This is a genomic window from Paraburkholderia solitsugae (assembly GCF_013177695.1).
GTDB classification, from domain to species: Bacteria; Pseudomonadota; Gammaproteobacteria; order Burkholderiales; family Burkholderiaceae; genus Paraburkholderia; species Paraburkholderia solitsugae.
Window position 1 is genome coordinate 12,850 of the sequence record NZ_WOEY01000064.1, and the last position, 25,191, is coordinate 38,040.

General features: G+C 64.3%; 20 protein-coding genes and 1 pseudogene. 8 read left to right on the forward strand and 13 right to left on the reverse strand.

Annotated elements, in window-relative coordinates:
* Nucleotides 1–272 precede the first annotated feature (272 nt).
* Both GNZ12_RS15525 and GNZ12_RS15530 read left to right on the forward strand, forming a co-directional pair.
* Nucleotides 273–1,667 (forward strand): sigma-54 dependent transcriptional regulator, encoded by a 1,395-nt coding sequence (locus GNZ12_RS15525; protein ID WP_172311208.1) that lies wholly within the window; start codon nt 273–275, stop codon nt 1,665–1,667.
* Nucleotides 1,668–1,831: 164 nt separating this feature from the next.
* A complete protein-coding gene (locus GNZ12_RS15530) occupies nt 1,832–2,803 on the forward strand; it encodes a thymidylate synthase (RefSeq protein WP_172311209.1) in 972 nt (323 codons plus the stop codon).
* Nucleotides 2,804–2,928: 125 nt separating this feature from the next.
* Here GNZ12_RS15530 and GNZ12_RS15535 read toward each other — a convergent pair whose 3' ends face one another.
* Nucleotides 2,929–5,352 (reverse strand): DUF6600 domain-containing protein, encoded by a 2,424-nt coding sequence (locus tag GNZ12_RS15535; RefSeq protein WP_172311210.1) that lies wholly within the window; start codon nt 5,350–5,352, stop codon nt 2,929–2,931.
* A gap of 183 nt (nt 5,353–5,535) precedes the next feature.
* Nucleotides 5,536–6,249 (reverse strand): ArsR/SmtB family transcription factor, encoded by a 714-nt coding sequence (locus GNZ12_RS15540; protein ID WP_172311212.1) that lies wholly within the window; start codon nt 6,247–6,249, stop codon nt 5,536–5,538.
* A 222-nt stretch (nt 6,250–6,471) separates the two neighbouring features.
* On the opposite strand from GNZ12_RS15540, the gene GNZ12_RS15545 reads away from it, so the two are divergent.
* The 4 genes from GNZ12_RS15545 (at nt 6,472) to GNZ12_RS15560 (ending at nt 9,896) form a co-directional block, all read left to right on the forward strand.
* Nucleotides 6,472–6,609, forward strand: a complete 138-nt coding sequence (locus GNZ12_RS15545; RefSeq protein ID WP_172311214.1) for a hypothetical protein — start codon at nt 6,472–6,474, stop codon at nt 6,607–6,609.
* A gap of 135 nt (nt 6,610–6,744) precedes the next feature.
* On the forward strand, nt 6,745–8,025 hold the full coding sequence (locus GNZ12_RS15550; protein ID WP_172311216.1) for an MFS transporter: 1,281 nt from the start codon (nt 6,745–6,747) through the stop codon (nt 8,023–8,025).
* Nucleotides 8,025–9,242, forward strand: coding sequence for a GlxA family transcriptional regulator (locus tag GNZ12_RS15555; protein ID WP_172311218.1), 1,218 nt, complete (start codon nt 8,025–8,027; stop codon nt 9,240–9,242). The genes GNZ12_RS15550 and GNZ12_RS15555 overlap by 1 nt, the downstream gene beginning before the upstream one ends.
* A gap of 147 nt (nt 9,243–9,389) precedes the next feature.
* Entirely contained in the window at nt 9,390–9,896 is a 507-nt protein-coding gene (locus GNZ12_RS15560) for an acyl-CoA thioesterase (protein ID WP_172311220.1), read from the forward strand.
* A gap of 189 nt (nt 9,897–10,085) precedes the next feature.
* Here the strand turns inward: GNZ12_RS15560 and fumC are convergent, their stop codons facing one another.
* The 5 genes from fumC to GNZ12_RS15585 form a co-directional block, all read right to left on the reverse strand.
* A complete protein-coding gene (gene fumC, locus GNZ12_RS15565) occupies nt 10,086–11,486 on the reverse strand; it encodes a class II fumarate hydratase (protein WP_172311222.1) in 1,401 nt (466 codons plus the stop codon).
* A 16-nt stretch (nt 11,487–11,502) separates the two neighbouring features.
* On the reverse strand, nt 11,503–13,077 hold the full coding sequence (locus GNZ12_RS15570; protein ID WP_172311304.1) for a phospholipase D family protein: 1,575 nt from the start codon (nt 13,075–13,077) through the stop codon (nt 11,503–11,505).
* A gap of 421 nt (nt 13,078–13,498) precedes the next feature.
* Complete coding sequence (panS, locus tag GNZ12_RS15575) at nt 13,499–14,458, reverse strand: ketopantoate/pantoate/pantothenate transporter PanS (protein ID WP_172311224.1); 960 nt, start codon at nt 14,456–14,458, stop codon at nt 13,499–13,501.
* A 280-nt stretch (nt 14,459–14,738) separates the two neighbouring features.
* Nucleotides 14,739–16,151 carry an MATE family efflux transporter gene (locus tag GNZ12_RS15580; protein WP_172311226.1) on the reverse strand — a complete coding sequence of 471 codons (1,413 nt, stop codon included), beginning with the start codon at nt 16,149–16,151 and terminating at the stop codon, nt 14,739–14,741.
* A gap of 349 nt (nt 16,152–16,500) precedes the next feature.
* Nucleotides 16,501–16,719: an RNA-binding S4 domain-containing protein gene (locus GNZ12_RS15585; protein ID WP_172311306.1), complete on the reverse strand. Its 219-nt coding sequence runs from the start codon at nt 16,717–16,719 to the stop codon at nt 16,501–16,503.
* A 305-nt stretch (nt 16,720–17,024) separates the two neighbouring features.
* Here GNZ12_RS15585 and GNZ12_RS15590 point away from each other — a divergent pair, with 305 nt between their 5' ends.
* Nucleotides 17,025–17,471, forward strand: coding sequence for a hypothetical protein (locus GNZ12_RS15590; protein ID WP_172311228.1), 447 nt, complete (start codon nt 17,025–17,027; stop codon nt 17,469–17,471).
* A gap of 177 nt (nt 17,472–17,648) precedes the next feature.
* On the opposite strand, the gene GNZ12_RS15595 is transcribed toward GNZ12_RS15590, so the two are convergent.
* Entirely contained in the window at nt 17,649–18,638 is a 990-nt protein-coding gene (locus tag GNZ12_RS15595) for an IS1595 family transposase (protein ID WP_172311230.1), read from the reverse strand.
* 41 nt (nt 18,639–18,679) lie between these two features.
* Here GNZ12_RS15595 and GNZ12_RS15600 point away from each other — a divergent pair, with 41 nt between their 5' ends.
* Complete coding sequence (locus GNZ12_RS15600) at nt 18,680–20,884, forward strand: ATP-dependent helicase (protein ID WP_172311232.1); 2,205 nt, start codon at nt 18,680–18,682, stop codon at nt 20,882–20,884.
* A 115-nt stretch (nt 20,885–20,999) separates the two neighbouring features.
* Here the strand turns inward: GNZ12_RS15600 and GNZ12_RS15605 are convergent, their stop codons facing one another.
* The 5 genes and pseudogenes from GNZ12_RS15605 to GNZ12_RS15625 form a co-directional block, all read right to left on the reverse strand.
* On the reverse strand, nt 21,000–21,779 hold the full coding sequence (locus GNZ12_RS15605; protein WP_074282617.1) for a DUF4088 family protein: 780 nt from the start codon (nt 21,777–21,779) through the stop codon (nt 21,000–21,002).
* Nucleotides 21,780–22,119: 340 nt separating this feature from the next.
* Nucleotides 22,120–22,443, reverse strand: coding sequence for an AzlD domain-containing protein (locus GNZ12_RS15610; RefSeq protein ID WP_172311234.1), 324 nt, complete (start codon nt 22,441–22,443; stop codon nt 22,120–22,122).
* Nucleotides 22,444–22,523: 80 nt separating this feature from the next.
* Nucleotides 22,524–23,279: pseudogene (locus GNZ12_RS15615) on the reverse strand (AzlC family ABC transporter permease); the annotation flags it as partial.
* Between the two features lie 244 nt (nt 23,280–23,523).
* A complete protein-coding gene (locus tag GNZ12_RS15620) occupies nt 23,524–24,351 on the reverse strand; it encodes a helix-turn-helix transcriptional regulator (RefSeq protein ID WP_172311236.1) in 828 nt (275 codons plus the stop codon).
* Nucleotides 24,352–24,498: 147 nt separating this feature from the next.
* Nucleotides 24,499–24,975 (reverse strand): CreA family protein, encoded by a 477-nt coding sequence (locus GNZ12_RS15625; protein WP_172311238.1) that lies wholly within the window; start codon nt 24,973–24,975, stop codon nt 24,499–24,501.
* Nucleotides 24,976–25,191 lie beyond the last annotated feature (216 nt).

Consider the following 25,191-nt stretch of genomic DNA (forward strand, 5'->3'; position numbering starts at 1 on the left):
GCTGGGAAAGGGGTCTCCGATTAAATTCGCATAATTGTTTTCCAAGTGGCGCGTGTATAGTAAGCTCTCGAAAACAGCTTCAGATTTAAAAAAGCCCGCTAACGGGCCGTCTCAAACACACACGCCGCTTTCTTGGGGATCAGCTGTCCGCACGGAATGGAATGGCCGTTCGGGTTTTGCTATTTCGCGAATCCCGAACGAGTCAGCGTGTCTGAACTTCGGTTCAGGTGCGTGCGTCATCCTTAACGTTCGTTGACGAGAGGATCTGAATAATGGAACCCGCAACGCGGCAACTGATTTACGTTTCACGCGATCCGAGCGCGGAGCTGAACACCCGTTTCCATCAGCGCGGCTGGCATGTCGAAGTCGTGGGGTCGGCGCGCGATGTGCGCCGTGCTGTTCGCGCCGGAATGGCGGCGGGCGGCTTGCTGGATTTGTCTAGCGATTTTCAGCCACATGAAATCGCCGCCTTCGAGTCCTGCCTGACCATGCCGAACGTCGGCTGGGTCGCGGCGACCACGCCCGGACAATTGCAGGATGCGGCCTTGCGCCGGCTCGTACGGGACTATTGTTTCGACTATGTAACGGTGCCTTACTCGGGCGACAGGATCGTCGATTCGGTCGGTCACGCATACGGCATGATCTCGCTTGGCGAGCCGGCATCGAACGACGGTTCGCAAGGCGCTGAGGGCGAAATGGTCGGTTCGTGCGACGCGATGCTCGCGCTGTTCCGTTCGATCCGCAAAGTGGCGATGACCGACGCCCCGGTGTTCATTTCAGGCGAATCGGGCACGGGCAAGGAGTTGACCGCAGTCGCGATCCACGAACGCTCGGCGCGCCGCAATGCGCCTTTTGTGCCGATCAACTGCGGCGCGATTCCCCCGCATCTGTTGCAATCCGAACTATTTGGCTATGAGCGCGGCGCGTTCACCGGCGCGAATCAGCGCAAGATCGGCCGCGTGGAAGCGGCCAACGGCGGCACGCTGTTTCTCGACGAAATTGGCGATCTGCCGCTCGAAAGCCAGGCGAGCCTGCTGCGCTTCCTGCAGGAACGCAAAGTGGAGCGGCTGGGCGGTCACGGTTCGATTGACGTCGACGTGCGCATCATCTCGGCGACTCACGTGGATATGACGGCCGCGATGATCGAAGGGCGGTTCCGCTCCGACCTGTATCACCGTCTGTGCGTGCTGCAAATCGACGAACCCCCGTTGCGGGCACGCGGTAAGGATATCGAACTGCTTGCGCGGCACATGCTGGAACGTTTCAAGAAAGATGCAAGCCGCCGCCTGCGCGGTTTCGCGCCCGACGCCATCGCAGCGCTGCATAACTACGGCTGGCCGGGCAACGTGCGCGAACTGATCAATCGCGTGCGGCGCGCCATCGTGATGTCGGAAGGGCGCGCGATCACAGCCCGCGATCTTGAGCTGGCCGAGTATGTGGAGATCGTGCCGGTGTCGCTCGCGCAGGCGCGCGAAGCGGCCGAGCGTCAGGCAATCGAGCTCGCGCTCCTGCGTCATCGCGGCCGTCTCGGCGACGCCGCGCAGGAACTCGGCATTTCGCGCGTGACGCTGTACCGCCTGCTGTGCTCACATGGCATGCGCCATATGGAAGGCGAACCGCTGCATACGCCACACGGCGAGTTGCCGGCCTCGGTGCCGCATCTTTGACGGGCTGAGTCACACACTTAAGCCGCCCACTTAGCTGCCGATATTTTCTCCGTGGCGCGCCCTGACCGGGCGCCGTCCGTCTGCGCTTGTTAAAATCGGGTTTTCCGCTCAATCTCCGTGGCGCATGCACCTGACCAGGTGCGCGCTTCGTCGAAGGAACCCGCATGAAACAATACCTCGACCTCGTCCGCACGATTCTCGACACCGGCACGTGGCAGGAGAACCGCACCGGCATCCGCACCATCAGCATGCCGGGCGCCATGTTGCGCTTCGACCTCCAGCAGGGCTTTCCCGCCGTCACCACGAAAAAGCTGGCGTTCAAGTCGGCGGTGGGCGAACTGGTGGGGTTTCTGCGCGCCTCGCGCAGCGCCGCGGATTTTCGCGATCTGGGCTGTAAGGTGTGGGACGCGAACGCCAACCAGAATCCGCAATGGCTCGCCAATCCGTATCGCCAGGGCCCGGACGATCTCGGCGACGTGTATGGCGTGCAGTGGCGCCAGTGGCCGGCCTATAAGGTGCTGGACGCAGGTGCAAGCGCGCAACTGGCCGACGCCACGGCGCGTGGCTTCCAGGTGGTGACGGAATTCGAGGAAGACGGCAGCTCCAAGGTGCTGCTGTACAAGGCGATCGACCAGTTGCGGCAGTGTCTCGACACGATCATGCAGAACCCCGCCGACCGGCGAATTTTGTTTCATGCCTGGAACCCGGCCGTGCTGGACCAGATCGCGCTGCCGGCTTGTCACCTGCTTTATCAGTTTCTGCCGAATGTCGCGCGGCGTGAAATCTCGCTGTGTTTGTACATTCGCAGCAACGATGTCGGCCTCGGCACGCCGTTCAATCTGACCGAAGGCGCGGCGTTGCTGCATCTGGTCGGCCGCCTGACGGGCTATACGCCGCGCTGGTTCACCTACTTCATCGGCGACGCGCACATTTACGAGAACCAGCTCGATATGCTGCAGCAGCAGCTCACGCGCGAGCCTTACGAAAGCCCTGCTTTCGTGATCTCGGACCGTGTGCCGGACTATGCGAAAACGGGCGTCTATGAGCCGGAATGGCTCGAAAAGATCGAGCCGTCGGATTTCTCGCTGGTCGGCTACCGGCATCACGAGCCGCTGACAGCGCCGATGGCGGTCTGAGTGGCGGTCTAAACCTTCGCCTGCAGCCTGCCCAAAGAAAAACCCCCGCGATGTGAATCGCGGGGGTTTTTTCTTGCCGACTTCCGTCTATCAGGTCGTCAGCGCATTTAGCTGCGCGCGTAACCTTAGCCTTTGTGATGCTCGTCACGATTGCCGCCGCTCGAATGCTGCTCGGCGTGCTGCGGTTGCGGCTGGGGGTGCGGCTGTTCCGCACGCTGCGGTTGCGGTTGAGGGCGCGGCTGCTGCGCCTGCTGCGGACGTGGTTCAGGGCGCGGCTGTTGCACCTGTTGCGGACGCGGCTCGGGGCGTGGCTGCTGCACCTGTTGCGGACGCGGCTCAGGACGCGGCTGCTGGGCCTGTTGCGGCTGCGGATGATATTCCTGACGCGGCTGCTGCGCCTCCTGCACCGGTTGCGGGCGGGGCTCCTGCGGCCGTGCGTGCGCCTCAGGCGGGCGCTGCGGCTGCGCTTCCGGCTGACGCTGAGCCTGTTGCTGCTGTTCAGGACGAGCCTCCGGCTGGCGTGCCTGTTCCTGCGGGGCGCCATGTTGCTGCGCCTGCTGGGCCATCGGCGTGTGCGGCTGCGTCCATGCGGGCTCGCGACGTCCTTCCGCGCCTGCTTGCTGACCGGCTTGCGCCGGCGCGCCGTGCTGCTGCGCGTAAGCATTCGGGTTGGCGCCGTTCGCTTGCGGCGGACGCGGCACGCCATTGGACGGATGAACTGCCTCACCGGGTTGCTGATGCTCGTTGGCCATTTGCGGCGGCATGCCTGGCCGGGCTTGCGGTTCGCCGCCACGCTGCGGCTGACCGTTGACCGGCGCTTCGCCCGGCCGCTGCCCCGCCTGTTGCATGCCGTTAGGCGCACCCGGCACTGCGCCCGGCGTCCGCCCAGTCATATGCGACTGCACGACCCGAACGTTCTGCACCGGCATGGCCGCGGGACCGCCTGCCATATGAGCCGGCACCGAGGTTCGCACGATCGGCTCGCCCGCGCCGGGCACCCGTCCGCCGCTCTGCGCAAAACGTTGCGCGAGACTGTCGTGGTACGCCGCCGCCACGGCCGGACTGCGCGTAGCGACGACCGGACGCGCCATCACGGCGGCTGGCGGACGATAGTTCGCGTTACGCACGCCGGGTCCGAAGCTTTCCTTCACCGGCGCGATCCCCGGGCCGCCCGGATTGATCTGCGCGTTGCGCCACTGTTGCGGATCGACCTTCTGCGCGAAGCGGCCGACCGATTGGCCGTGCACGAAGGCTGTTGCCGGCACCGCGGTCACGCCGCCCGGCGCGCGATAGTTGATGTACGTGTTGTGAATGTTGGTCACATTCACATTCGTCACGTTGCGGTTGTAGTTGTTGACGACCGTCGTGTTGTTGACGCGGTTGTAGTAACTCGGGCTCCAATGATCGTGATCGCCCCAGTGCGGGTGCCACGGTTCGCCCGGGCCCAGCGGGAACCACGCGACGCCGGCGGCGACCGCGCCGCCAATCGCCAGATTCACTCCCCAGTTGATCCCGCCGCCGCCGCCCACGAAGGCAACCAGCGCGGGTGCGTAGACGGGCGGCTCGCTGACTACGACCGGTCCCGGTACCCATGCCCACGAGTCGTCGACGTAAGCCCAACGGCCGTAATGGTAGGGCGCGAAACCCCACGGCGCGTCGTCGACCCAGGTCCAGCCCCACGGCGCTTGCCATACCCAGTGGCCGTCGTGATAAGGCGCCCAGCCGGCCGGGGTCGCGCGCGGCACCCACACTTCACCGTACTGAGGGCTGCTTTGCCACGTACCGTTGGCGTCGAGGTCCTGATAGCCGGGGATATCGCGCGACACATAGCGCGCTGACACCGACCGGTCTTCCGCTGCATCGCGGCTTGCTGCCCATTGATCGAAGCCGTCGAGGCCAGGCGCACCGTTGTCGGCGACCTGTTGCAGGTTGGTGCCGGCAAAGCGGATCTGCTGGCCGGCCGCGACCGGCACCTGGCCGCTGTCGCCGTACACGGTCGCGCTGCCGCTGCGCACGGTGACGGTGGTGCTGCTGCCGTCCGGCGCGACGTCGACGCGATAGTCGCCGGGGCCGTTCAGGCCGAGCGCCACATTCGGCGTGTCGATTTCGTAGGAGGAGCCGGGCGCCATTTCGCGCACTCGCGCCGACAACGTACCCTGCGCGACCTTCAGCTGCGCGCTGTTGTCGTCGAGATTGAGGATGTCGAGACTGGTGGACTGGCCGAGGCGCACCGCGGTCGAACCGATATGCAGTTCGGAACGTGCGTTCTGATCGTTCCACAACTGATCGCCGGTCGTGAGCGGGCGATTGATCTGTGCGTAGGACCAGTCGGTGGCGCCGGCCGGTTCGGTGGTCACGGCGCCGGCCGTGTAGTTCAGACGCGCGACGCGCCCTGGCGGATCGGTGTTCTGCGTGGCCGCGCCCAGCGGTGCCTGTTCGGCTTCCTGTGCGACGCTGGCTTGCGCCGCGAACAGAAATGCCGCGGCGGCGATCAGCGTGTAGCCTGTCATCCGGCGTTTCGAGTGTTGGGGTGTGGTCACTGTTCTCATGGTTTATCTCCGACGGACGCGGCATTGTGCAGCATCCGTGAGAACCACTCTACCCGTACGGTTTGTTTCAAGACCCCCACTTTTGTAAGGCCCTCTCGCGAGCCTGTAACAAAAGGTCTCGATAAGGCTTTTCGTAAGATTATTGAAAATAATGTGTAATGACATCAATCAGTTAAAGGCGTCTCAGGCGGCGAGGAACGCGTCGAAATGGCGGTGGCCGGCCGGTGTGATGCGCAAGATCCGCGGCCGTTCAGTGCGCTCGACCCAGCCATGAGCCGACCACGAATCGAGCAACGCGGCGCCGAGCGCGCCGCCCAGATGCGGACGCCGCTCGCTCCAGTCGGGACAGGTGCAGGCAAAGCGGCGCCGGCGGCTCTTCTGGGCGGACATGTCGATACCCCAATCGGCAAAACGGGCGGCGCCGTCGGCGGTGGCTTCGAGGGACGAACCGTGCAGCGTCAACAGGCCGCTCCCGACCAGCCGCTCGAACACCCGCACCGACAATTCGCCGGCCATGTGGTCGTAGCAGGTGCGGGCGTAGCGCATGTCGACAGGCACGGTGCGCACCGGACGCGGCACGGCCCGTTGCGGCGCGCTGACCTGCGCGACGTTGGCGAGCGCTTCGATCGACGCGGCGATGTCCGGTGACGCTATCCGGAAGTAGCGGTGCCGGCCGCGCACTTCGAGCGCAAGCAAGCCGCCGTCGGTCAGACGCGCCAGATGTGCGCTGGCCGCCGACGGCGAGAGCCCCGCGATCATTGTCAGTTCACCGGCCGGGCGGGCGCTGCCGTCCATCAGCGCCCACAGCATCGCGGCGCGGCCGGGGTCGGCGAGCAACGAGCCGATACGGCTCAAGCCTGGGAAATGGTTGTGTTCGTCTGCGAAGTTGGCGGGCATCGGGCGTCTCCGGTTGGTGGCGCGGGCAGGGCGCCATGCAGTCCACTGTATCGGGCTGCCGTATTCGATGTTTCAGCTTAGCGTGAATTGTCGAATGCAGCGGTTACGAAAACCCGGTGGCTGGAGCAGGCTAGTGGGTGCTTCGGTGCGTCAACGTCGCTTCTGAGCCGCGCCGGCCCGCCAGGCTAGAATTGAAGCCTGTCTTTGCGGGAACACGCTGTCATGAAATTTCTTCTTGCCGCCGCTGCCGCGGTTCTGCTGTTCAGCGCGTGCGCGCAGAGCGGTTCGAGTTCGGGTGCGGGCACGGGCAGCATCTCGATGTACGGCACGATCGACGAAGGCATTACGGTTCACAAGTAAGAAGCCCGAAGGTGGCCGCTTTTTCCGGCGGGTGAGCGTGGCAATTGGCTGGAATTGATGCATCATTGTCATTCCTGCCATCACCGGTCATGTGACGATCTGGGCATCACCACTGTCGCCGTCCGAGGCCTACCGATGCCGCCGTCTGTCGCTTCCTCCGCTGTTTCCTCCGCCGTTGCCTCTGTTGCCGCCAGTCAAACCGGCTCTGGCCACTCCGATCCTCACGGGCGGCGCGCCGCACGCGTGCTGGCGGTCTGCCAGGCGCTCTACACGTCATCTGTCTCGATCGATCTCACCTTGACTGGTCTGGTCGGCTATACGCTCGCCGACGATAAGGCGCTCGCGACGTTGCCGTTCTCGCTGATTACCGTCGCCGCGGCGCTGACCACGATTTTTGCGTCGTTCCTGATGGCGCGCATCGGCCGGCGCGCGGGCTTTGTACTCGGCGCGGGCGTCGGCGCGCTGGGCGGGGCGGTCTCAGTGTGGGCGATCTTTCATCACAGCTTCTGGGCGTTCTGCACCGGCACGGCGACGGTCGGCGTGTTTCAGGCGTTCGCGCAGTACTACCGGCTGGCGGCCGCGGATGCCGTTGGGATCGAAGGAAAAAGCCGCGCGATTTCGACGGTGCTCACCGGCGGTGTGGTGGCCGCCGTTTGCGGGCCGTTGCTCGCCGCATGGAGCAAGGACTGGCTCGCGCCGGTCGCGTTCGCCGGCTCGTATGCCCTTGTCACCGGCTTCGGGCTCGCATCGATCGCGATGCTGGCGCTGCTGTATCGCGACGCCGCGCCGCTCGCGCGCGCGGCCGCGGCGCACGAACCGGCCCGGCCGCTCGGCGAAATCGCCCGGCAGCCGATCTTTGCCGCGGCGCTCGCCAACAATGCGCTCGGCTATGCCGTCATGATGTTCGTGATGACCGCGACGCCGATTGCGGCGGTCGCATGCGGCCACACGATCGGCGACGGCGCGGCGATCATTCAATGGCACCTGGTCGGCATGTTTGCGCCGTCGCTGTTTTCCGCGCGGCTGATCAGGCGCTTCGGCGTGCTGCCGGTGATCGGTGCGGGGATCGCGCTGTCGGCGTTGTGCGGTGTGGTGGCGTTGCGCTCGACCGATCTGCCGCACTTCTACGCGGCGCTCGCATGCCTGGGCGTGGGGTGGAATTTCATGTTCGTCGGTGGATCGACGCTGCTCGCGCAATCGTACCGGCCGTCCGAGCGGGCCAAGACACAGGCAACCAGCGAATTCACGACCTTTGCGTTTTCCGCGCTGGGCTCACTGTTTGCCGGGCAACTGCTCGCGCGCTTCGGTTGGGCGACGATCAATGCAGCGATCTTTCCGCTGCTCGGGATGGCGGCGTTGGCCACGCTTGGGTACGCGTGGTCGAGTAAGCGGCAAAGTGTGGAGGGGGTTTCCTGATGGCTGCACGTCATATCGTTTTCGCGGTCGCGCCTGACCTCGTGCTGCTCGATGCGTGCGGACCGCTCGAGGCGTTCTGGCGCGCTGAATTGACGATGGCGGCCGCGGCTGGTGTAGCGGGCGGTTCTGCTGCTTCTGGCGTTGCCGGCGGATCGGCCGGTGTCGGCCGGGTCGGCGGCCCGGGTGGGGCGAGCGCACCAAGCTCACCAAGCGGATCAGACGGAGCAAGTGGAGCAAATGGACCAAGTGGAGCAATGGGCCCAGCCAGCACCCTTGGCACGCTTGCCGAACCGATCGCCTATCGCACGACCGTCGCGTCGATCGACGGCGGCGTGTTGCAAACCTTCCCGGGTTTGCCGGTCGTCACGCAACGGCTCGATTCGCTCGACGATCAGCCGATCGACACGCTGATCGTCCCAGGCGTCCCGATCGACGAACACTGCACGTTGCAACCGGAACTTGTCGAGTGGATCAGGCGCCGTGCGCCGCAGGCGCGGCGCGTGTGTTCGGTTTGCACCGGCGCTTTCTATCTGGCGGCAGCCGGCCTGCTCGACGGCCGCCGCGCGACCACCCATTGGCACGCTGCGCCGGATCTCGCGCGCCGATTCCCCAATGTGCAGGTCGACGCCGATCCGATCTTCATCCGCGACATGGGCCACGGCGAAGAAAAGCGCGTAGTCTGGACGTCAGCGGGTGTGACGGCGGGCATCGATCTGGCGTTGGCCCTGATCGAAGAAGATGTCGGCCATGCAGTCGCGATGCAGGCGGCGCGGCGGCTGGTGGTGTTCATGAAGCGGCCCGGCGGCCAGTCGCAATTCAGCGCTGCGCTGGCAGCACAGGCGTCGGCGGGTGGGCCGTTCGAGGCGCTGCATAGCTGGATGGCCGGCCATTTGCGCGACGACCTGTCAGTCGAGCGGTTGGCTGAGCGCGCGCAAATGAGTCCGCGGACTTTCGCGCGACGCTATGTCGACGAAATCGGCCGTACGCCGGCTAAGACCGTGTCGGCATTGCGTCTGGAGGCGGCGGCGCGGGCGCTGGCGGAGTCGCATCGGCCGCTCAAGCGGATTGCGCTCGATTGTGGCTTCGGCAGCGAGCAGAACTTGCGGCGCGCTTTCATGCGGCGCTTCGGCGTGTTGCCGCTCGCGTATCGGGAGCGTTTCGAGTCCGCGGTGGTGCCGCGGCGCGCGGCGGCTCCCGCGGTTGCGGAGGCGGGTTGAGTGGGGGCGGTTAGCGAAAGCTCGACGAAAGCATAGCGGCCGTCCAAGCCGAAATTCGACGAGATAACCCCACCCGACCCGCGACGGAGTCAATATTGCGCTCGTATAATCGCCTCCTTTAAATGCATCCGATTGACCGGAGTCAAGATGAGCACCCCTGCCTTAGCACCGCTGGACCGTTCCGAAACCACCTTCCGTTTTCTCGCTGAGCCTATCTCGGTCAACTTCGGCGGCAAGGTGCATGGCGGCGCGTTGATGAAGTGGATCGACGAGACGGCGTACGCGTGCTCGGCGGTGTGGTCGGGGCGCTATTGCGTGACGGTCAGCGTGGGCAATATCCGCTTCCGCCGGCCGATCCTCGTCGGCAATCTGGTCGAACTGCGCGCGCGGGTTGTGGCGACAGGCCGTACCAGTATGCACATCCACGTGTCGGTGCAGGCGGGCGATCCGAAGGGCGGCGAGCTGCTGCAAACCACGGACTGCCTGGTGGTGATGGTCGCCGTCAACGAGAACGGCCACCCGGTGCCGGTGCCGGCGTTCGTGCCGGAAACGGATGAGCAGAAGCGCCTCGCCAAGTACGCGATGGACGTGAAAGACGCGCTCGACGCGATCGTCGAGCTGAAGCCGGAAGAAGTGGCGCAGGGAAAGGTTTAAGCGGCGTCTGCTTTAGCGCCGCGCGAGGCGGCATTGGCACGCTTTGCGGGTACGTGTCGCCGTCGCTCGCAAGTGCCATGAACAGGCCGCGCGATCATTGCGTCCGCGCGGCCTGCTTTTTCATTTCACGTCAGGCAATCTGCAGAACTGGCCAACCCCCGGCCAACCTCCGGCCGATCCCATCATCGATCACCCGGCCGAATGCCCGACCATTTCGTTCGGCCGCACCCATTCGTCGAACTGCTGTTCGGTGACATAGCCGAGCGCGAGCGCTGACGCCTTCAGCGTCGTGCCTTCCTTGTGCGCTTTCTTTGCAATCTGCGCGGCCTTGTCGTAGCCGATGTGCGGATTGAGCGCCGTCACCAGCATCAGCGATTCGTTGAGCAACGTATCGATGCGCTCGCGATTCGGCTCGATACCCACCGCACAGTTGTCGTTGAAGCTGTGCGCGCCGTCGGCGAGCAACCGGATCGATTGCAGCACGTTGTGCGCGATCATCGGCCGGAACACGTTCAACTCGAAGTTGCCGCTCGCGCCGCCGATATTCACCGCGACGTCGTTGCCGAACACCTGGGCGCACAGCATCGTCAAGGCTTCGGACTGGGTCGGATTGACCTTGCCCGGCATGATCGAGCTGCCGGGTTCGTTCTCCGGAATCGACAGTTCGCCCAGGCCGCAACGCGGGCCGCTCGCGAGCCAGCGGATGTCGTTGGCGATCTTGTTCAGGCCCGCCGCCACCGTCTTCAACGCGCCGTGCGCGAACACCAGCGCATCGGCTGCTGCCATCACTTCGAATTTGTTGGGCGCGGAGACGAACGGCAAGCCGGTCAGTTTGCCGATCGCCGCCGCCACCTTGTCGGCGAATTGCGGATGCGCATTCAAACCGGTGCCGACCGCCGTGCCACCCTGCGCGAGTTCGTACAGATGCGGCAGTGCCGATTCCACGTGACGGATGCTTTGATCAAGTTGCGCGACGTAGCCTGAAAACTCCTGGCCGAGCGTCAGCGGCGTGGCGTCCTGCAAGTGCGTGCGGCCGATCTTGACGATGTCGGTGAAGGCTTTCGCCTTGCCGTCGAGCGTATCGCGCAGCGTCTTCAGCGCGGGCAGCAGATGCTTGACGATCGCATCGGCGGCAGCGACGTGCATGGCGGTCGGAAACACGTCGTTCGACGACTGCCCGCGATTCACGTCGTCGTTCGGATGCACCTTGCGCGCTTCGCCGCGCTCGCCGCCGAGCAGCTCGCTCGCGCGATTCGCGATCACCTCGTTGAGGTTCATATTGGTCTGCGTGCCGGAGCCGGTTTGCCAGACCGCGAGCGGAAATTCCCCGGGGTGCTTGCCGGCGATGATCTCGTCGGCCGCTTGCATGATCGCCTTCGCCTTGTTCCCGTCGAGCACACCCAGACCCTCGTTGACCTCGGCGGCGGCGCGCTTGATGACGGCCAGCGCGGTGATCAGCTCGGGCGATTGTTTCTCGGACGAAATGCGGAAATTCTGCAGCGAGCGCTGAGTCTGCGCGCCCCATAAACGAGCGTTCGGCACGGCGATCTCACCGAACGTGTCGCGTTCCATTCGTACGTCTTCGGTCATGGTTCAGCTCCGCTTCTCAAAGTTGTGAGTTGACAGGCAATAGGGAGAATAGACCCGTTAGCGCATTCCGGTAAAAACCCGCTTGCGGATCGAAAATATAGGTGCGGCGCGTGCCGTCCTCGACGTCGGTCCAGACGAGCGGCGAGAGGGGTGCGCCGATCGAACGCAGATAGGCGAGTTGCGCCGGATCGGCGAGCGTGACGCGGTAGCTTGCTTCGGGCGCGATGGCACGTTCGAAGATCTGCGCGACCTGTTCGGCGAGTGCCGGGCTATGGATGACCAGCGTCTGCTCGGTGTTCAGGTTGGCCGAGCGCGGATCGAGATTCATCGAGCCGATCACCAGAATCTTGCGGTCGATGACATAGGTTTTGGCGTGCAGGCTGACTCGCGAGCGAGAGCCGGTGAGACCGGCGCGCGGCGCCTTTTGCTGCGGTTTGAATTCATACAATTCCACGCCCTGTTGCAGTAGCGGCACACGAAAGGGGCTATAGCCGGCTTGCACGGCCACCGCGTCGGTCGCGGCGAGCGAGTTGGTCAGCACGGCAATGCGCACGCCTCGATGGGTCAGTTTGCCCGCTGCCTTGACGCCGGACTCGTGCGGGACGAAGTAGGGCGAAATGATCAGAAAATCTTTCTGCGCGTCGCGCATCAGCTCAGCCAATCGCTGCATCGGCGGGCTGACGTAGTCCGGCGACGGATTGGCGATTTTCTCCGGCAGGTCCGCCTCGAATTCGGCCGGCGCCCACGTCAAGCCGAGTTGATCCTGGGCGATCTGCGAGGCGAGCGGTGTGGCGTTCAGCGGTTTCGCGTTGTATGGATCGGCATAGGTGCGCCAGTGCTGGCGCAAATCGTCGCGCGTCTGGTCGAGTTCCTTTTCGTCGAACTTCTGTTTGTTCAACACCCGCAGTGGATAGGCGATGCTGCTGTTCCAGTAGTCGTCGAAACTGGCCGAGACGTCGGCGGTGATCGGGCCGGCGGCCAGCACGTCGAGGTCGCGGAATTGCAGCGTTTCGCTGGCGCTGAAATATTCGTCGCCGAGATTGCGGCCGCCGACAATGGCCAACTGGTTGTCCGCGATCATCGACTTGTTGTGCATGCGGCGCGTGAAATGGCCGATCTGCGTGAACACGTTCGTGGTGCGTTCGAACATGCCTTCCTGCGCGCTCCCGAACGGATTGAAGACGCGGATCTCGATCTTGTCGTGCGAGTTCAGACCCGCCATCGTACGGTCGATGTCCTTGAAGTTCAGATCGTCGACCAGCATGCGTACTCTCACACCGTGGTCGGCCGCGTAGAGCGCGGCGCCGAGCAGCAGTTTGCCGGTGGTGTCCTCGTTGGCAATGTAGTACTGCATGTCGAGGGTTTTCGTCGCTGCGCGCGCGAGTGCGATGCGCATTTGCAAGGCGTCGGTGCCGCTCGACAGTACCCGGAAGCCAGACTCGTTTGGATGCGCGGTTTCGAGCGGTGCAAGGGCCGTGTGAAGTGGCGTTGTTTCAGTGGCGGGCAGTGCGTGGGTGACCTGACGGTCGAATGCCGTGGCGGGCGGCCTGGTCGCGCAAGCAGTCAAAAGTGCCGTTGCGCAGCACAGCAGGAAGAAGTGTCTCGTTCTCCCCCAGGGGGACTTCCTTCGAGCCGTCCCCCAATCCCCAAGGGGGACTTCCTTCGGGGCGGGGGACGTGCTGCGCGGAGTGCTGAACGTGCACAGGCGGTGCAGTGCGGTCTGACTTTGATTCAGGTGGCACGACACGCTGTTTCTCCCTTGTTGGCAGGCTTCTCATGGCGGTAGCGCGTGTGGCTTGCTTACGCTGTCGAGAAATGCATTCTAAGGGGAATCTGGCCGGTGAGCTTTCGTTCCTCCGTCTGACCTGGACGAGAGATTGTGGCGTGGGTTGTTGGCCTGTGCTGAGCCTGGTGTCTGCACGCCTCAGGCGTGCAGACAGATGCCGCTAGTCAAAGCAAAAAGGCTTGGGCCGGCGGCGCTTGATGGTCGCTTGATAATCGCCTGGTGGTGATTACCCGCGTTCGGCGTTCAACACGCGTTCGCCATCCGGATGCGTAGACCCTTTCGCGGGACGTCCTGCCCAATAACCCGCGAGCAGCGAGCCGGACAGGTTATGCCACACCGAAAACAACGCACCCGGCAACGCCGCGATCGGCGTGAAATACAGCTTGCCGAGCGTCGCCGCGAGTCCCGAGTTCTGCATGCCCACTTCGATAGCCAGCGTGCGGCAGACGGCTTCGTCGAAGCCGAGCAGACGGCCGCCCCAGTAGCCGCCGAGCAAACCAATGCCGTTGTGCAGCACCACACCCAGCATCACCACGAGGCCCACCGACGCGATGCTCTTTTGCGTGCCACCCACCACCGCGCCGATGATCAGCACAATCGCGACCATCGAGATCAGCGGCAGAATCGGCTCGACCTTGCGCACGGCCTTGTTGAACAACTGGTTGACGACGAGGCCGACCACGATCGGCAGCGCGACGATCTGCAGGATGCTCATCAGCATGCCGTGCACGTCGACGACAATCGACGCGTCCACATAAAGACGCGTGAGCAGCGGCGTCGCGAACACGCCGACCAGCGTCGACAATGCGCTGATCGTCACCGACAACGCTACGTCGCCGCGCGCCAGATAGATCATGACGTTCGATGCCGTGCCGCTTGCCACGCTGCCCACCAGCACCATGCCGGCAGTCAGATCCGGCGGCATGCGCAGTGCCTTGGCGATTGCCCATGCGGCGAGCGGCATCACGAGGTAATGCAGCACGATGCCGGCAATCACCGGCGCGGGTCGCGTGAAGACGCGCTGGAAATCGGCCACCGATAGCGTGACACCCATTGCCAGCATGATGATCGTCAGGAGCGCGGTGACGTGCGGCGCAATACCGGCAAACGAGGCGGGCGAGAAGTACGCGGCAATCGAAACGAGCACGGCCCAGAGCGGAAATAAACGGGTGACGCGGGCAAGCATGACGGGTGGTCCTTGGTTATGTTTTATAGCGAGATATGGGGGTCGGTCGAGCGGCATGCCGTCAGTCGAGGGGGCATGCTCGGGGGCGCCGCTCGCGAGGAGCGGCAGGCCCTGACGGCGGGCGGCGCGGCCTTCGTGAGGCGCGCGAGTGGGCTCACGCGGGTGAGCGTGACGTTGCAAACGCGCGCATTTTACCGTTCGCAGCACGTTTGCCGGCAAACGTTGGTTGTGTGTGCAACTATCTGTGCTTTGCCTGGTTCATGCCGACCTCAGGCTGACCTCAGGCTGACGGGGCAGGCGGCGCGCCGGGCGTGACCGGCACGCGCCGCAAGCTCAGCTTGTGAAAGCGCAGCGTCATCAGCAGCGCGACGCTCGCGAGGCCGGCCGCGAGTCCCCACCATAAACCGCGCGCGCCCAGCCCGAAGTGAAACGCCAGTACGTACCCGGTCGGAAAGCCGATGACCCAGTACCCGAACGTCGCGGCGATCATCGGTACCCGCGTGTCCTTCAGACCGCGCAGGCAGCCCGAGCCGACCGTCTGCATGCCGTCGACGATCTGGAAGATCGCAGCCACGCCGAGCAGCGAACTCGCCAACTTGACCGTGGCGGCGTTGACCGGATCGTCGAGATGCAGATACAGGCCCACGATCCAGTGCGGCGCGGCGATCAGCACGATGCCCGACAGCGTCATGAAGCCGACGCCGAGCGCGAGCGCGACGAAACCTGCGTGGCGCGCGGCGAGCGGCTGGCCGGCGCCGGACCAGTAGCCGACCCGCACATTGGCTGCCTGGCCGATTGCGAGCGGCACCATGAAGGCCACCGAGGCGACGTTCAACGCGATTTGATGCGCGGCCAGTTGCGATTCGCCGAGCAGGCCGACCATCAGGCCGGTGGCGAGGAACAGCGTCGATTCGACGCCGTAGGTGATCGCGACCGGCCAGCCGATGCCGAACAACTCGCCCATCAACGGTACGTTCGGCCGCGTCGCGACGACGAAATGTTTATAGCGTGGCCGCAGATGCAACAAGGCCATCAGGACAAGCGCGCTCAGCCAGACGGTGATCGAGGTGGCCGCCGCCGAACCGAGAAAACCAAGACGAGGCAGTCCGTAGGCGCCGTGAATCAGCCCGTAGTTGAGAAAGCCGTTGACGAACACGCTGACGAGCGACACCCACAGGAGCCGCTTGGCCGCGCCGATGGCCGGCAGGAATGAGCGCATCAGGCCCACGCCGATCAGACTGCCGAGCGAGCCCCAGCGCAGCACTGCCGCGTATTCACCGACGTTGTGCGCAAGCAGCGCGGGTTCACCGAAAGCCAGCAGGACCGGGGTGGCGAACGACAGCAGGAAGAACGCCGGCACCGAGAGCAGCACCGACAACACCAAGCCGGTCCAGTAGATATGCGGCACCCGGCCTTCGTCCTGCGCGCCGCGCGCATGCGACACGCTCACGCTGACGGAGGTGAGCACGCCTTGAAGCAGCGTGACCACGACGAAGAACAGGTTGGCGCCGAGGCCGCCGGCGGCGAGCGCGTCCGGGCCGAGCGAGCCGAGCAGGATCGTGTCGGTGACGCCCATCGCCATTTGCGACAGTTGCGCGATGCCGAGCGGCGCGGCGAGCCGGGCGGTGTCAGCGGCGTGGCGGGTCAGGGTCGGCGGCCGGGCGGCCACCCGGGTGAAGCCGGATTGAGTCATGGAGCGCTTGGAAGCGGAAGGGGCGACAGCGTGGCGGTGGGCACCAACGTGGCGACTCGCGCGGCTGGCGCGCTGCCGGTGGCGAAATACGGAGGCTCGCCAAAAGCGTAGGGCGGCTGTCAGCCGATTGTTTGTCTGTCGAAACCGACAGCTTATTGCTTAGGCGCTGCAATGTCGATGGAGGAAGCACGATTTTGGTGCGCGCGGTCCCCCGAGTTTTCGGACTCAACGTTTCTGATGACGAGCCGTTGGCTGCCGGTCTTCAGTTCGGCGTTCACGGCTGTCCGTCTCCGGCTTGGCGTCTTTGACTGCGAGTTTAAGTGTGTCCCGAGTCCGGCGAGGCAGCGCCTCAAGCCTCGTGCACGGCGATCCGCGTATCACCGAGCAGCACGACCTGGCCCGCGCGGATTTTGCAGGTTTTACGCGTTTCGACCTGGCCGTCGACGGTCACCGCACCGTCGGCGACCATCATTTTGGCCGACCCGCCGCTGTCCGCTAGCCCCGTTATCTTCAGGAGATTGTGCAGTTCGACGTAATCGCCGGTCAGTGTGAAATCGAGGTTGGGCATGGCGTTTGCACCTTGAAGCAAAGGGTTCGCATCATAAGCCAGAAGCTTGTCCTGAATGGAAATCCCGTGTTGACGGGCCACGCTTAGGCGATTGCAAGAAGATGTTATGTAATTGTCAGAAAATGAAACGTTCCGTAACACTGGTCGTAAGTTACGAACTCCACTCGTAAAGTGCGGGTCTGTAGGAAAGCCTGCTGGATTTTTGCGACAGTGAATGGACCGGGCGAGGTGCGCACGAAGCACACATCAATGTGCCGCGCCGGATATGACGCCCGCGTCACAACAATTTTAGAGAGGATTTAGCCATGACCCAGATTCGTACGCTCCTGATCGGTACCGCCCTGACCGCTTTTGCCGCCACCGCTGCTTTTGCGCAGACCGCTCAACCGGCAGCCGGTATGAGCGGCCAGGCACAGGTTCAGACCCAAGGCGCCGAAGTCGCGCCCGCAGCACAGGGCGTGCAGCCGGTGACGCCGGCACCGGCGCATCTGACGGCATCGGGCTCGACCGATCCGCTGGTCCAGAAGCGCGACGCCAACGCCCAGGCTAATGCCGAATACAAGGCGTCGAAGAAGGTGTCCAAGGCGGAGTTGAAGCAGCAGCAAAAGGCTGCCAAGTCGCAGTACAAGGACCAGGTGCACAACGCCAAGATCAACCAGAAGGCTGACAAGCAGGCTGCTAACAATGAAATGAAGATGGACATGCAAGGCCAGGCGGCCGATCAGGACAACGGCGCTGACGTCAAGCGCTAAGCCTGAGTCCTGAAGCACGCGGGCGCGGCGGCAATCCTGGCCGCCGCGCCGCGGGGAAATGGCCCGGAGCGACTATGCGCTCCGGGCCATTTTTTTGCGCGGCACGGAAAAAAGGGGCGCTTGTCTCCAATAGTTGTATGGATATAAGGGCTATCCATTTAGCTCCACAATTTCACATTATGGTGAAGCTTTGACCTTTGGCGGACGTTGCGCGATCTGGCGATACGTGACGGGTTCGGCCACTACGGCCTGCTCAAGCAGGCGGTAAAAGAGCTGGCCGCGGGAACGCGAGGTCCGGCGGTTGAAGCGAAACACAAACTCGTCGAGATAATGGTCGAGTTGGAGTGGCTTCACGGCACCGTGGTGGGTGCCAAGCAGCCAGCGCTTAAGCAGTGCCGACACGCGGTGCACGCCCGGCATCGAGATATGTGCGGGGCTGTCAGCGCCACTCATGACGATCCGCTTATGCTGATAACCCTCTTCGGTCAGGCCATGATAGATGGAGGAGCCATCGGTGTGAAGTAACGAGCCGGGTTCCACAACCTCCCGCACGAAGGGCAAAACGCATGCGGAGGTATCGTCGGCAATGGGTTGCAAACGGATACGTCCGAAACCTTTGGGTTCCAGGATTTCCACGGCCACCGCAATGAGAGCCTTGGTCGTGTGGCTCTTGCGCCCGGCACTTGACTGGGCGACTCGCCGGTCGTGAATGGCCAGATAGACCTCATCAACCTCAACCATGCCGGCCAGCCGCTCGCGCCCCGGCCTGACCATCGCCCGACGAAAGCGGTGCAGCATGGTCCATGCCGTTTGATAACTGCCCAGCCCCAATACCCGCTGCAATCCCAAAGCGCTGACGCCATGTTTCTGGCTGGTTATATACCAGGCCGCCGCCAGCCAGACCTTTAAGGGTGTGCGCGTCTTCTCGAAGATTGTGCCCGCCGTGACCGTGCCCTGATGACGGCAGGATTGGCACATTAGCCGGGCGCGGCTGGCACGATAGGGGGCGTCCGTGCTTGCACAGGACGGGCACACAAACCCGTCACGCCAGCGCAACCGTTCGAGATAGCGAAGACAGTCATCCTCGGTTGCAAACCAGTCCAGAAACTGGCTCCATGTTCGAGGGAAATCTTCACCGGCAGTCGGGGTATGCTTGAGTTCGCTCACCACTCGATCATGGCGCAAGTGGAGCTAAATGGATAGCCCATATGGATATACAGTATGCGTCGTCGCGTCAACGCCACCCCAGGTCCGAATCCACCGTGCTCTCCGTCGCTGAATCTCCGCCATCGTCCTATTCCGGTACCGACAGCGCCGCCTGGCTGGCCAAGCTCAACGACGCGCAACGCGAGGCCGTCGAATACGGCGCCGACAGTCCCAACGCGCCACCGGGCGCGCTGCTGGTGATCGCGGGGGCGGGCTCCGGCAAGACCAACACGCTGGCGCATCGCGTCGCCAATCTGGTGGTGAAGGGCGCCGACCCGCGCCGTATCCTGCTGCTGACCTTCTCACGCCGCGCTGCGCTCGAAATGACCCGCCGCGTTACGCGCATCGCCGGAGCGGCACTCGGCACGCGTGCCGCGTTGGCGCAAGGGCTGACGTGGTCGGGCACTTTCCACAGTGTCGGCGCGCGGCTTTTGCGCGAATACGCGGACCTGATCGGCCTCGCGCCCGCCTTCACGATCAACGACCGTGAGGATTCCGCCGACCTGATGAATCTCGTGCGCCACGAGCTAGGCTTGTCGGCGAAAGAACGGCGTTTTCCGGCCAAGGGCACCTGCTTCGCGATCTACTCGCGCGTGGTGAATACCGGAGCGTCCCTCACCGAGGTGCTCAACAGCGCGTTTCCCTGGTGCCGCGAATGGGAAGCCGATCTGCGCATGTTGTTCGCGGCGTACGTCGACGCCAAGCAGAAGCAGAGCGTGCTCGACTACGACGACCTGCTGCTCTACTGGTCGCATATGGCCGCTGAGCCTGCGATCGCGGCCGATCTGTCGGCGCGCTTCGATCACGTTCTGGTCGACGAGTACCAGGACACCAACCGCCTGCAGGCGTCGATCCTGCTCGCGCTGAAGCCCGACGGCCGCGGCCTGACCGTGGTCGGCGACGACGCCCAGTCGATCTATTCATTTCGCGGCGCGACCGTGCGCAACATTCTCGACTTCCCGGCGCACTTCAACCCACCCGCCAAACAGATCACGCTCGAGCGTAATTACCGCTCGACCGGACCGATTCTGGCGGCGTCGAATGCGGTGATCGAGCTCGCGAGCGAGCGCTACACGAAGAATCTGTGGACCGACAAGGCCTCGGCGCAGCGCCCGCGGTTGGTGACGGTCGCCGACGAAGCGGATCAGGCGCGCTACATCGTCGAGCAGGTGCTCGAAGCGCGCGAGCAGGGCATGAAGCTGAAGTCGCAGGCGGTGCTGTTTCGCGCCGCCCATCACAGTGCCGCACTCGAGATCGAACTGACCCGGCGCAACATTCCGTTCGTGAAGTTCGGCGGCCTGAAGTTTCTCGACTCGGTGCATGTCAAGGATGTGCTCGCCGTGCTGCGCTGGGCGGAGAATCCACGCGACCGAGTCGCGGGTTTTCGCGTCGTGCAATTGCTGCCGGGCGTCGGTCCCGCCACCGCCGCGAAGGTGCTGGATGAGGTCGTGGCTCGGGCGGGCACCGGCAATCCGGCCGATATCGTCCATAGCGTCGGCGGCGCACTGGCCGCCTTTACACCGCCCGCTCGCGCGCAGGAAGACTGGCATCCGTTCGTCAAGCTGATGTCGAGCGTGTACGGCCGCCAGACACCGTGGCCTGCCGAGTTCGAAATGGTGCGGCGCTGGTACGAGCCGCATCTTGAACGCAATCATGAGGACGCGACGATCCGTCACGCAGACCTGCTGCAGATGGAAAGCATCGCGGGCACCTATGCATCGCGCGAACGCTTCCTGACCGAGCTGACGCTCGATCCGCCGGACGCCACCAGCGACGAATCCGGCGTGCCCCTGATCGACGAGGATTACCTGATCCTGTCCACGATCCATTCGGCGAAAGGGCAGGAGTGGCGCAACGTGTTCGTGCTGAACGGCGTCGACGGTTGCATTCCGTCCGATCTCGGCACGGGCAGCGAGGAGGAGATCGACGAGGAACGGCGCCTGTTATACGTGGCGATGACGCGCGCGAAGGAGGACCTGCATATCGTCGTGCCGCAGCGCTTTTACGTGCACAACCAGACCCATATGGGCGACCGTCACGTGTGGGCGTCGCGCACGCGGTTCATTCCGGCGCATCTGATGCCCTTGTTCGACGCCTACGCCTGGCCGTGCGTACCGGTGCCGAGCGCGCCCACAGCGGCAGGGTTGGCCGGGGCGGCGCAGGCGAAGATTGAGATTGGGGCCAGGCTCAGGAAGATGTGGGATTGAAGCGGTGATGCCGGGTTCGGGCGCGATCGAGGCCGTCATGCTGCGGCCCCCTGGTCCGATGTCCCGGCAACCTTTGCGGCCGCCTTCAGTTGCAGCGAGTCGCTGTCGGCTGTATTCAGCGCGACTGCCGTTGCTGGCGTTGTTGCTGTTGTTGCGGCAGCGGACGCGGCGGCACAAAGAAATTGCGCAGCCAGGCGGCGAGGCGTGAGAACACGTCGTACGGTTCGTCGACGAAAATCTCCGGCTTCAGCAAGCGCAGGTATTCCATGATCTGCTGCGCTTCCTGCTTCTGGAACGAACCGTGCGAAATCCCCAGGCGCAACAGGCCACGCAGTTCGCCGAGCTTTTCGCGCGCGGTGCTGCCCTCGCCGGTTTCGCACGCTACTTTGGCTTCGTAGACACGCTGGCGCAGCGATTCCACCAGCCGCCAGGCGGGAGTCTGCATGATTTCCTCGAGCGCCTGGATGTCCTGCGCCTCGCTCTTGATCTGCGCCGCGAGTGGATCGATCAGCGCCGCGTCGCCTTCCGCTTCCTTAACGATGGCCGCCGCCCAGTCGCGGCATTGCTTGGCGAGCTCCTCGGGCGTCCATTCCGAGCGGGCCGCAAAGCCGAAACCGAACTCCCCCGCTTGCCGCATCAGAATCGCCACGACGTCTGGGAATTCCTTGTCCAGCGTGCGTTTCGCCCACGCGTACTGGCCACCTTGCAACATCCGCTGAACGGCGTGCTCTGTCAGCGGCACCATATTGTCGAGCAGCTTGGCACGCAAAAAGTCCTCAAACGACGGCGTCGCGAACTGCGGATCGAGTTTCAGCGAAACCCGCAGAAAAGCGTCGAAATCCTTGCGCAGCGTCGCAATGGTCTCGTCTTTGAGTGTGAGGGTGATTTGACCCATGTGTTATCCCGTTTGGTCCTGCCGCGCTGTATCGTCATGTCGGCAGTTCGCGCACGGACCCCGTGAGACGCGACGCCAATGCCGGCGCGGTTGATTCCTGCCTGTTGCCGCGTAACCAGCGGGACGTATCCCGACGAGCGGACCTCGACTTCTTATCGGCGGATTCAGGGAAAACTTAAGGGCGCGCGGTGGATGGCCGGCGGCTTTAGAGGGATGTGTCGCCCGCGAGGGCGGTGCGCGGCGGGCGCCAACCGCGCCAAACTAGCCGCGCTGGGTCCCCATGGCAGCGTGGGCAACGTTTGCGCGCGATGTCGGCCTCGAACCGCGTGTTGAACCGCGCTTATTTAAGCACGATGCCTTGCCAGACAAAAAAGACCGTCAGGCCGACCGCGATGGTCAGGAGTGGCCGCCGCGTCAGCGCGCTGACGACGATGGCGGCCAGCGCCCCGACCAGTTGCGGATTGCGCCAGGTCAATTCGGCGCCGGTGCCGTGCGGTGAGACCGCCATCGGGACGATGATCGCCGTCAGCACGGTAACGGGCACGAAGCCGAGCGCGGTGCGCACGAGCGGCGGAAACACCAGCCGGTCGCCGAGCACGAAGACGGCGCCGCGGATCACCCACGTGATGGCCGCCATGCCGAGGATCAGAACGACGTAGTTCATCGCGACGCCCCTATGGTTTCCTTCGAGGTTTTCCGCGGAGCTTCCCGGCGGGGGCCCTGTGATGTCTCGCGCGAAGCTGCTCGCGAGGATTCGTGATTTCCCCGCGCGCCTCGCCCAAATCGCGGCGCCGACAGCAAGACACCGATTGCCACGCCCGCGAACACGGCGCCGAGCAGGCCGAGCTTGTACGGCCACGCCTGCCAGAAGAAGGCCAGCGTGCCAGCGGTAGCGGCCGCCGCGATATAGCGAACAGCGACGAGCTGCGGCACGACGATCGCAATGAACGTGGCGACCATCGCGAAATCGAGCCCGAGCGACTGCAGGCCCGGAAAGGCCGCGCCAAACAGCAGGCCGGCAACGGTCCAGAGCTGCCAGTTCAGGTACATCGCCAGACCCGCGCCAAAGAAGTAGTGCGGGCCGACCGTGCCGGGTTCCCGATGCCGGTAATGTTCCCAGGCGACTGCGAAGACCTCGTCGGTGAGCAGCGCGCCGAGCGCCCAGCGCCAGCGTGCCGGGAGATGCGCGACATGCGGCGCGAGCGTCGCGCTATACAGCACGTGACGCAGGTTGACAACGAGCGTGGTCGCCCAGATCACCGCAAAACTCGCGTGGCCGGCGATCAGGCCCAGCGCGATGAATTGCGCGGAGCCGGCGAACACGACGAGTGACATCAACTGCCCGTGCCATAGATGCAGCGGGCCGGACGCGACCAGGGTGCCGAAAATCACGCCGAAGGGCGCTGCGCCGACCATCATCGGGATGATGTCGCGCGCGCCGGCGGTGAATTCTTTTAAATGGCCTGTGCTTGAGGGCTGGCCGGGGTTGGAATGGGTCAATCTTGCCTCCTTGATTCGGGAAGCATAGCGAGTGATGGTGGGCGGGGCTTGTACGTTCTTGCGGTGGTGCGCAGATGCTGCGGAGGGCTGCTGGTTGACCGAGCTGATGCAATGCGCGAGGCGGGGCGGGGGGATATGGCGGGGGGGGTTACGGGGGGCCCTGCAAAAGGCCGGCCCGGGGGGGCATGGTCGCGGCTGCGCGGGCTGCCGGCGTGGCCGCTTATGGCGTCCCGTGAGTCCTACGTCAGCTGCCTTGCCAGCGTCCCGGCGGCACGCCGAACATGCGCCGGAAATGGCGCGTGAAATGACTTTGGTCCGTGAAACCGCTAGCTGCGGCGACTTCCGTCACGGAGACACCTGCGCGCAACGGTGCAAGCGAGCGTTGCAGGCGTACCTGGTTGCGCCATGCGTGCGGCGGCAGACCGGTTGCCTGGTTGAAAAGGCGTGCGGCATGAAAGGGCGACAGTCCCGCGGCCCGGGCGACTTCGGCCAGCGTGACAGCTTCGGCAAGGTCGCCGGTCAGGCGTTCCTGCATGGTCGCGACGCGAGCGTCGTCAGCGGCGAAGCGCAGCGGTTCCGGCTGCGTTTGCGAGTAGCGGACCAGCAAGGTAGACAGCGCGTCGAGCATCGCGGCCTCGGCGGCGAGCGGATCGTCGCCGGCCTCCAGCAGACGGTGCGCGCGCGCCAGCCGCTGCGCCAGATCGGGATCGCGGATCACGCCCGGTGCGAACCACGGCAAGGCTTGCGGCTTGCCGGCGACTTCATTGGCGAGATCGTGAATGAAATCCACCGGCGCATACATCACGCGATACCGCCAGCCTGCCTCGACAGCCTTCGAACCCGTGTGCAGTTCGCCGGGATTGATGATCGGCACGCTGCCCGCCTCGGCGACATAGTCCGAGCCGCGATACCGATAGCCCTCGGCGCCCGCGACGATCACCGGAATCGTGTAGGCATCGTGCCAGTGCGGCGTGAACTCGTGGTCGTGATATTCGGCCGTGAGCAGGTCCGCGCCGGGCAGAAGCGGCGTGCGCCAGTAGCGGGCGGAGTCCTGGAAGCGATGGGCGGTCATGGCGAAAGTCTGGCGATCCGGCGATCCGGCGGTCCGGCGGTCCGGTGATCCGGCAGGACCGGTCAGTTTAGCGCGACGTGGCTGCGGCCGCTGCTCTTACTCACGCGTGCATGCCTTTGCATCGTGAGTTTTGCCGTAGGGCGGCGATTACTTGACCGGGATCGTCGTACCGGCAGGGATCGGCACGGCGCTCACACTGTTTTTCGCGCTGCCGCTGACGATGCGGTCGCTGTAGGTCATGTACACCAGCGTGTTGCGCTTCGCGTCGACCACCCGTACGACATGCAGCGATTTGAAGATCAGCGACATACTCACGGAGAACACGTCAGCCTGCTGTTTCACGGGCCCGGTGAAGCGAATCGCGCCGACCTGACGGCAGGCGATCGACGCTTCCGTTGGATCTTCGGCGATGCCGAGCGTGCCTTTGACGCCGCCCGTGCGTGCCCGCGATACGTAGCAGGTCACACCCTGGACCAGCGGATCGTCATACGCTTCGACGACCACGCGGTCAGAGCCCGTGATGCGGAAGTTGGTGTTGACGCTGCCGACTTCTTCGCTGTGCGCCGGAGACAGCAGCAGGGCGGTAGTGACTGCAAGCGCGATGCGCAACAAGGTCGATTTCATGAGATGGCCGGGAATGAGCGTTTGGTTTGAGCGCGCGAGGGCGTTGCGCCGATAAAACAGCATCGTATAACGGTGTGTCCCTCATGGGGTCGGTGCAAATGCTCGAGGCTATGCGCTACTTTGCAGCCGGAATAAACTGTCGCCCTCACTGGGCTACCTGATCCGGCATTGAAGCAGGCCCCGCCAAAACGCTTGGCCAAAACGCCCGGCCAAAAC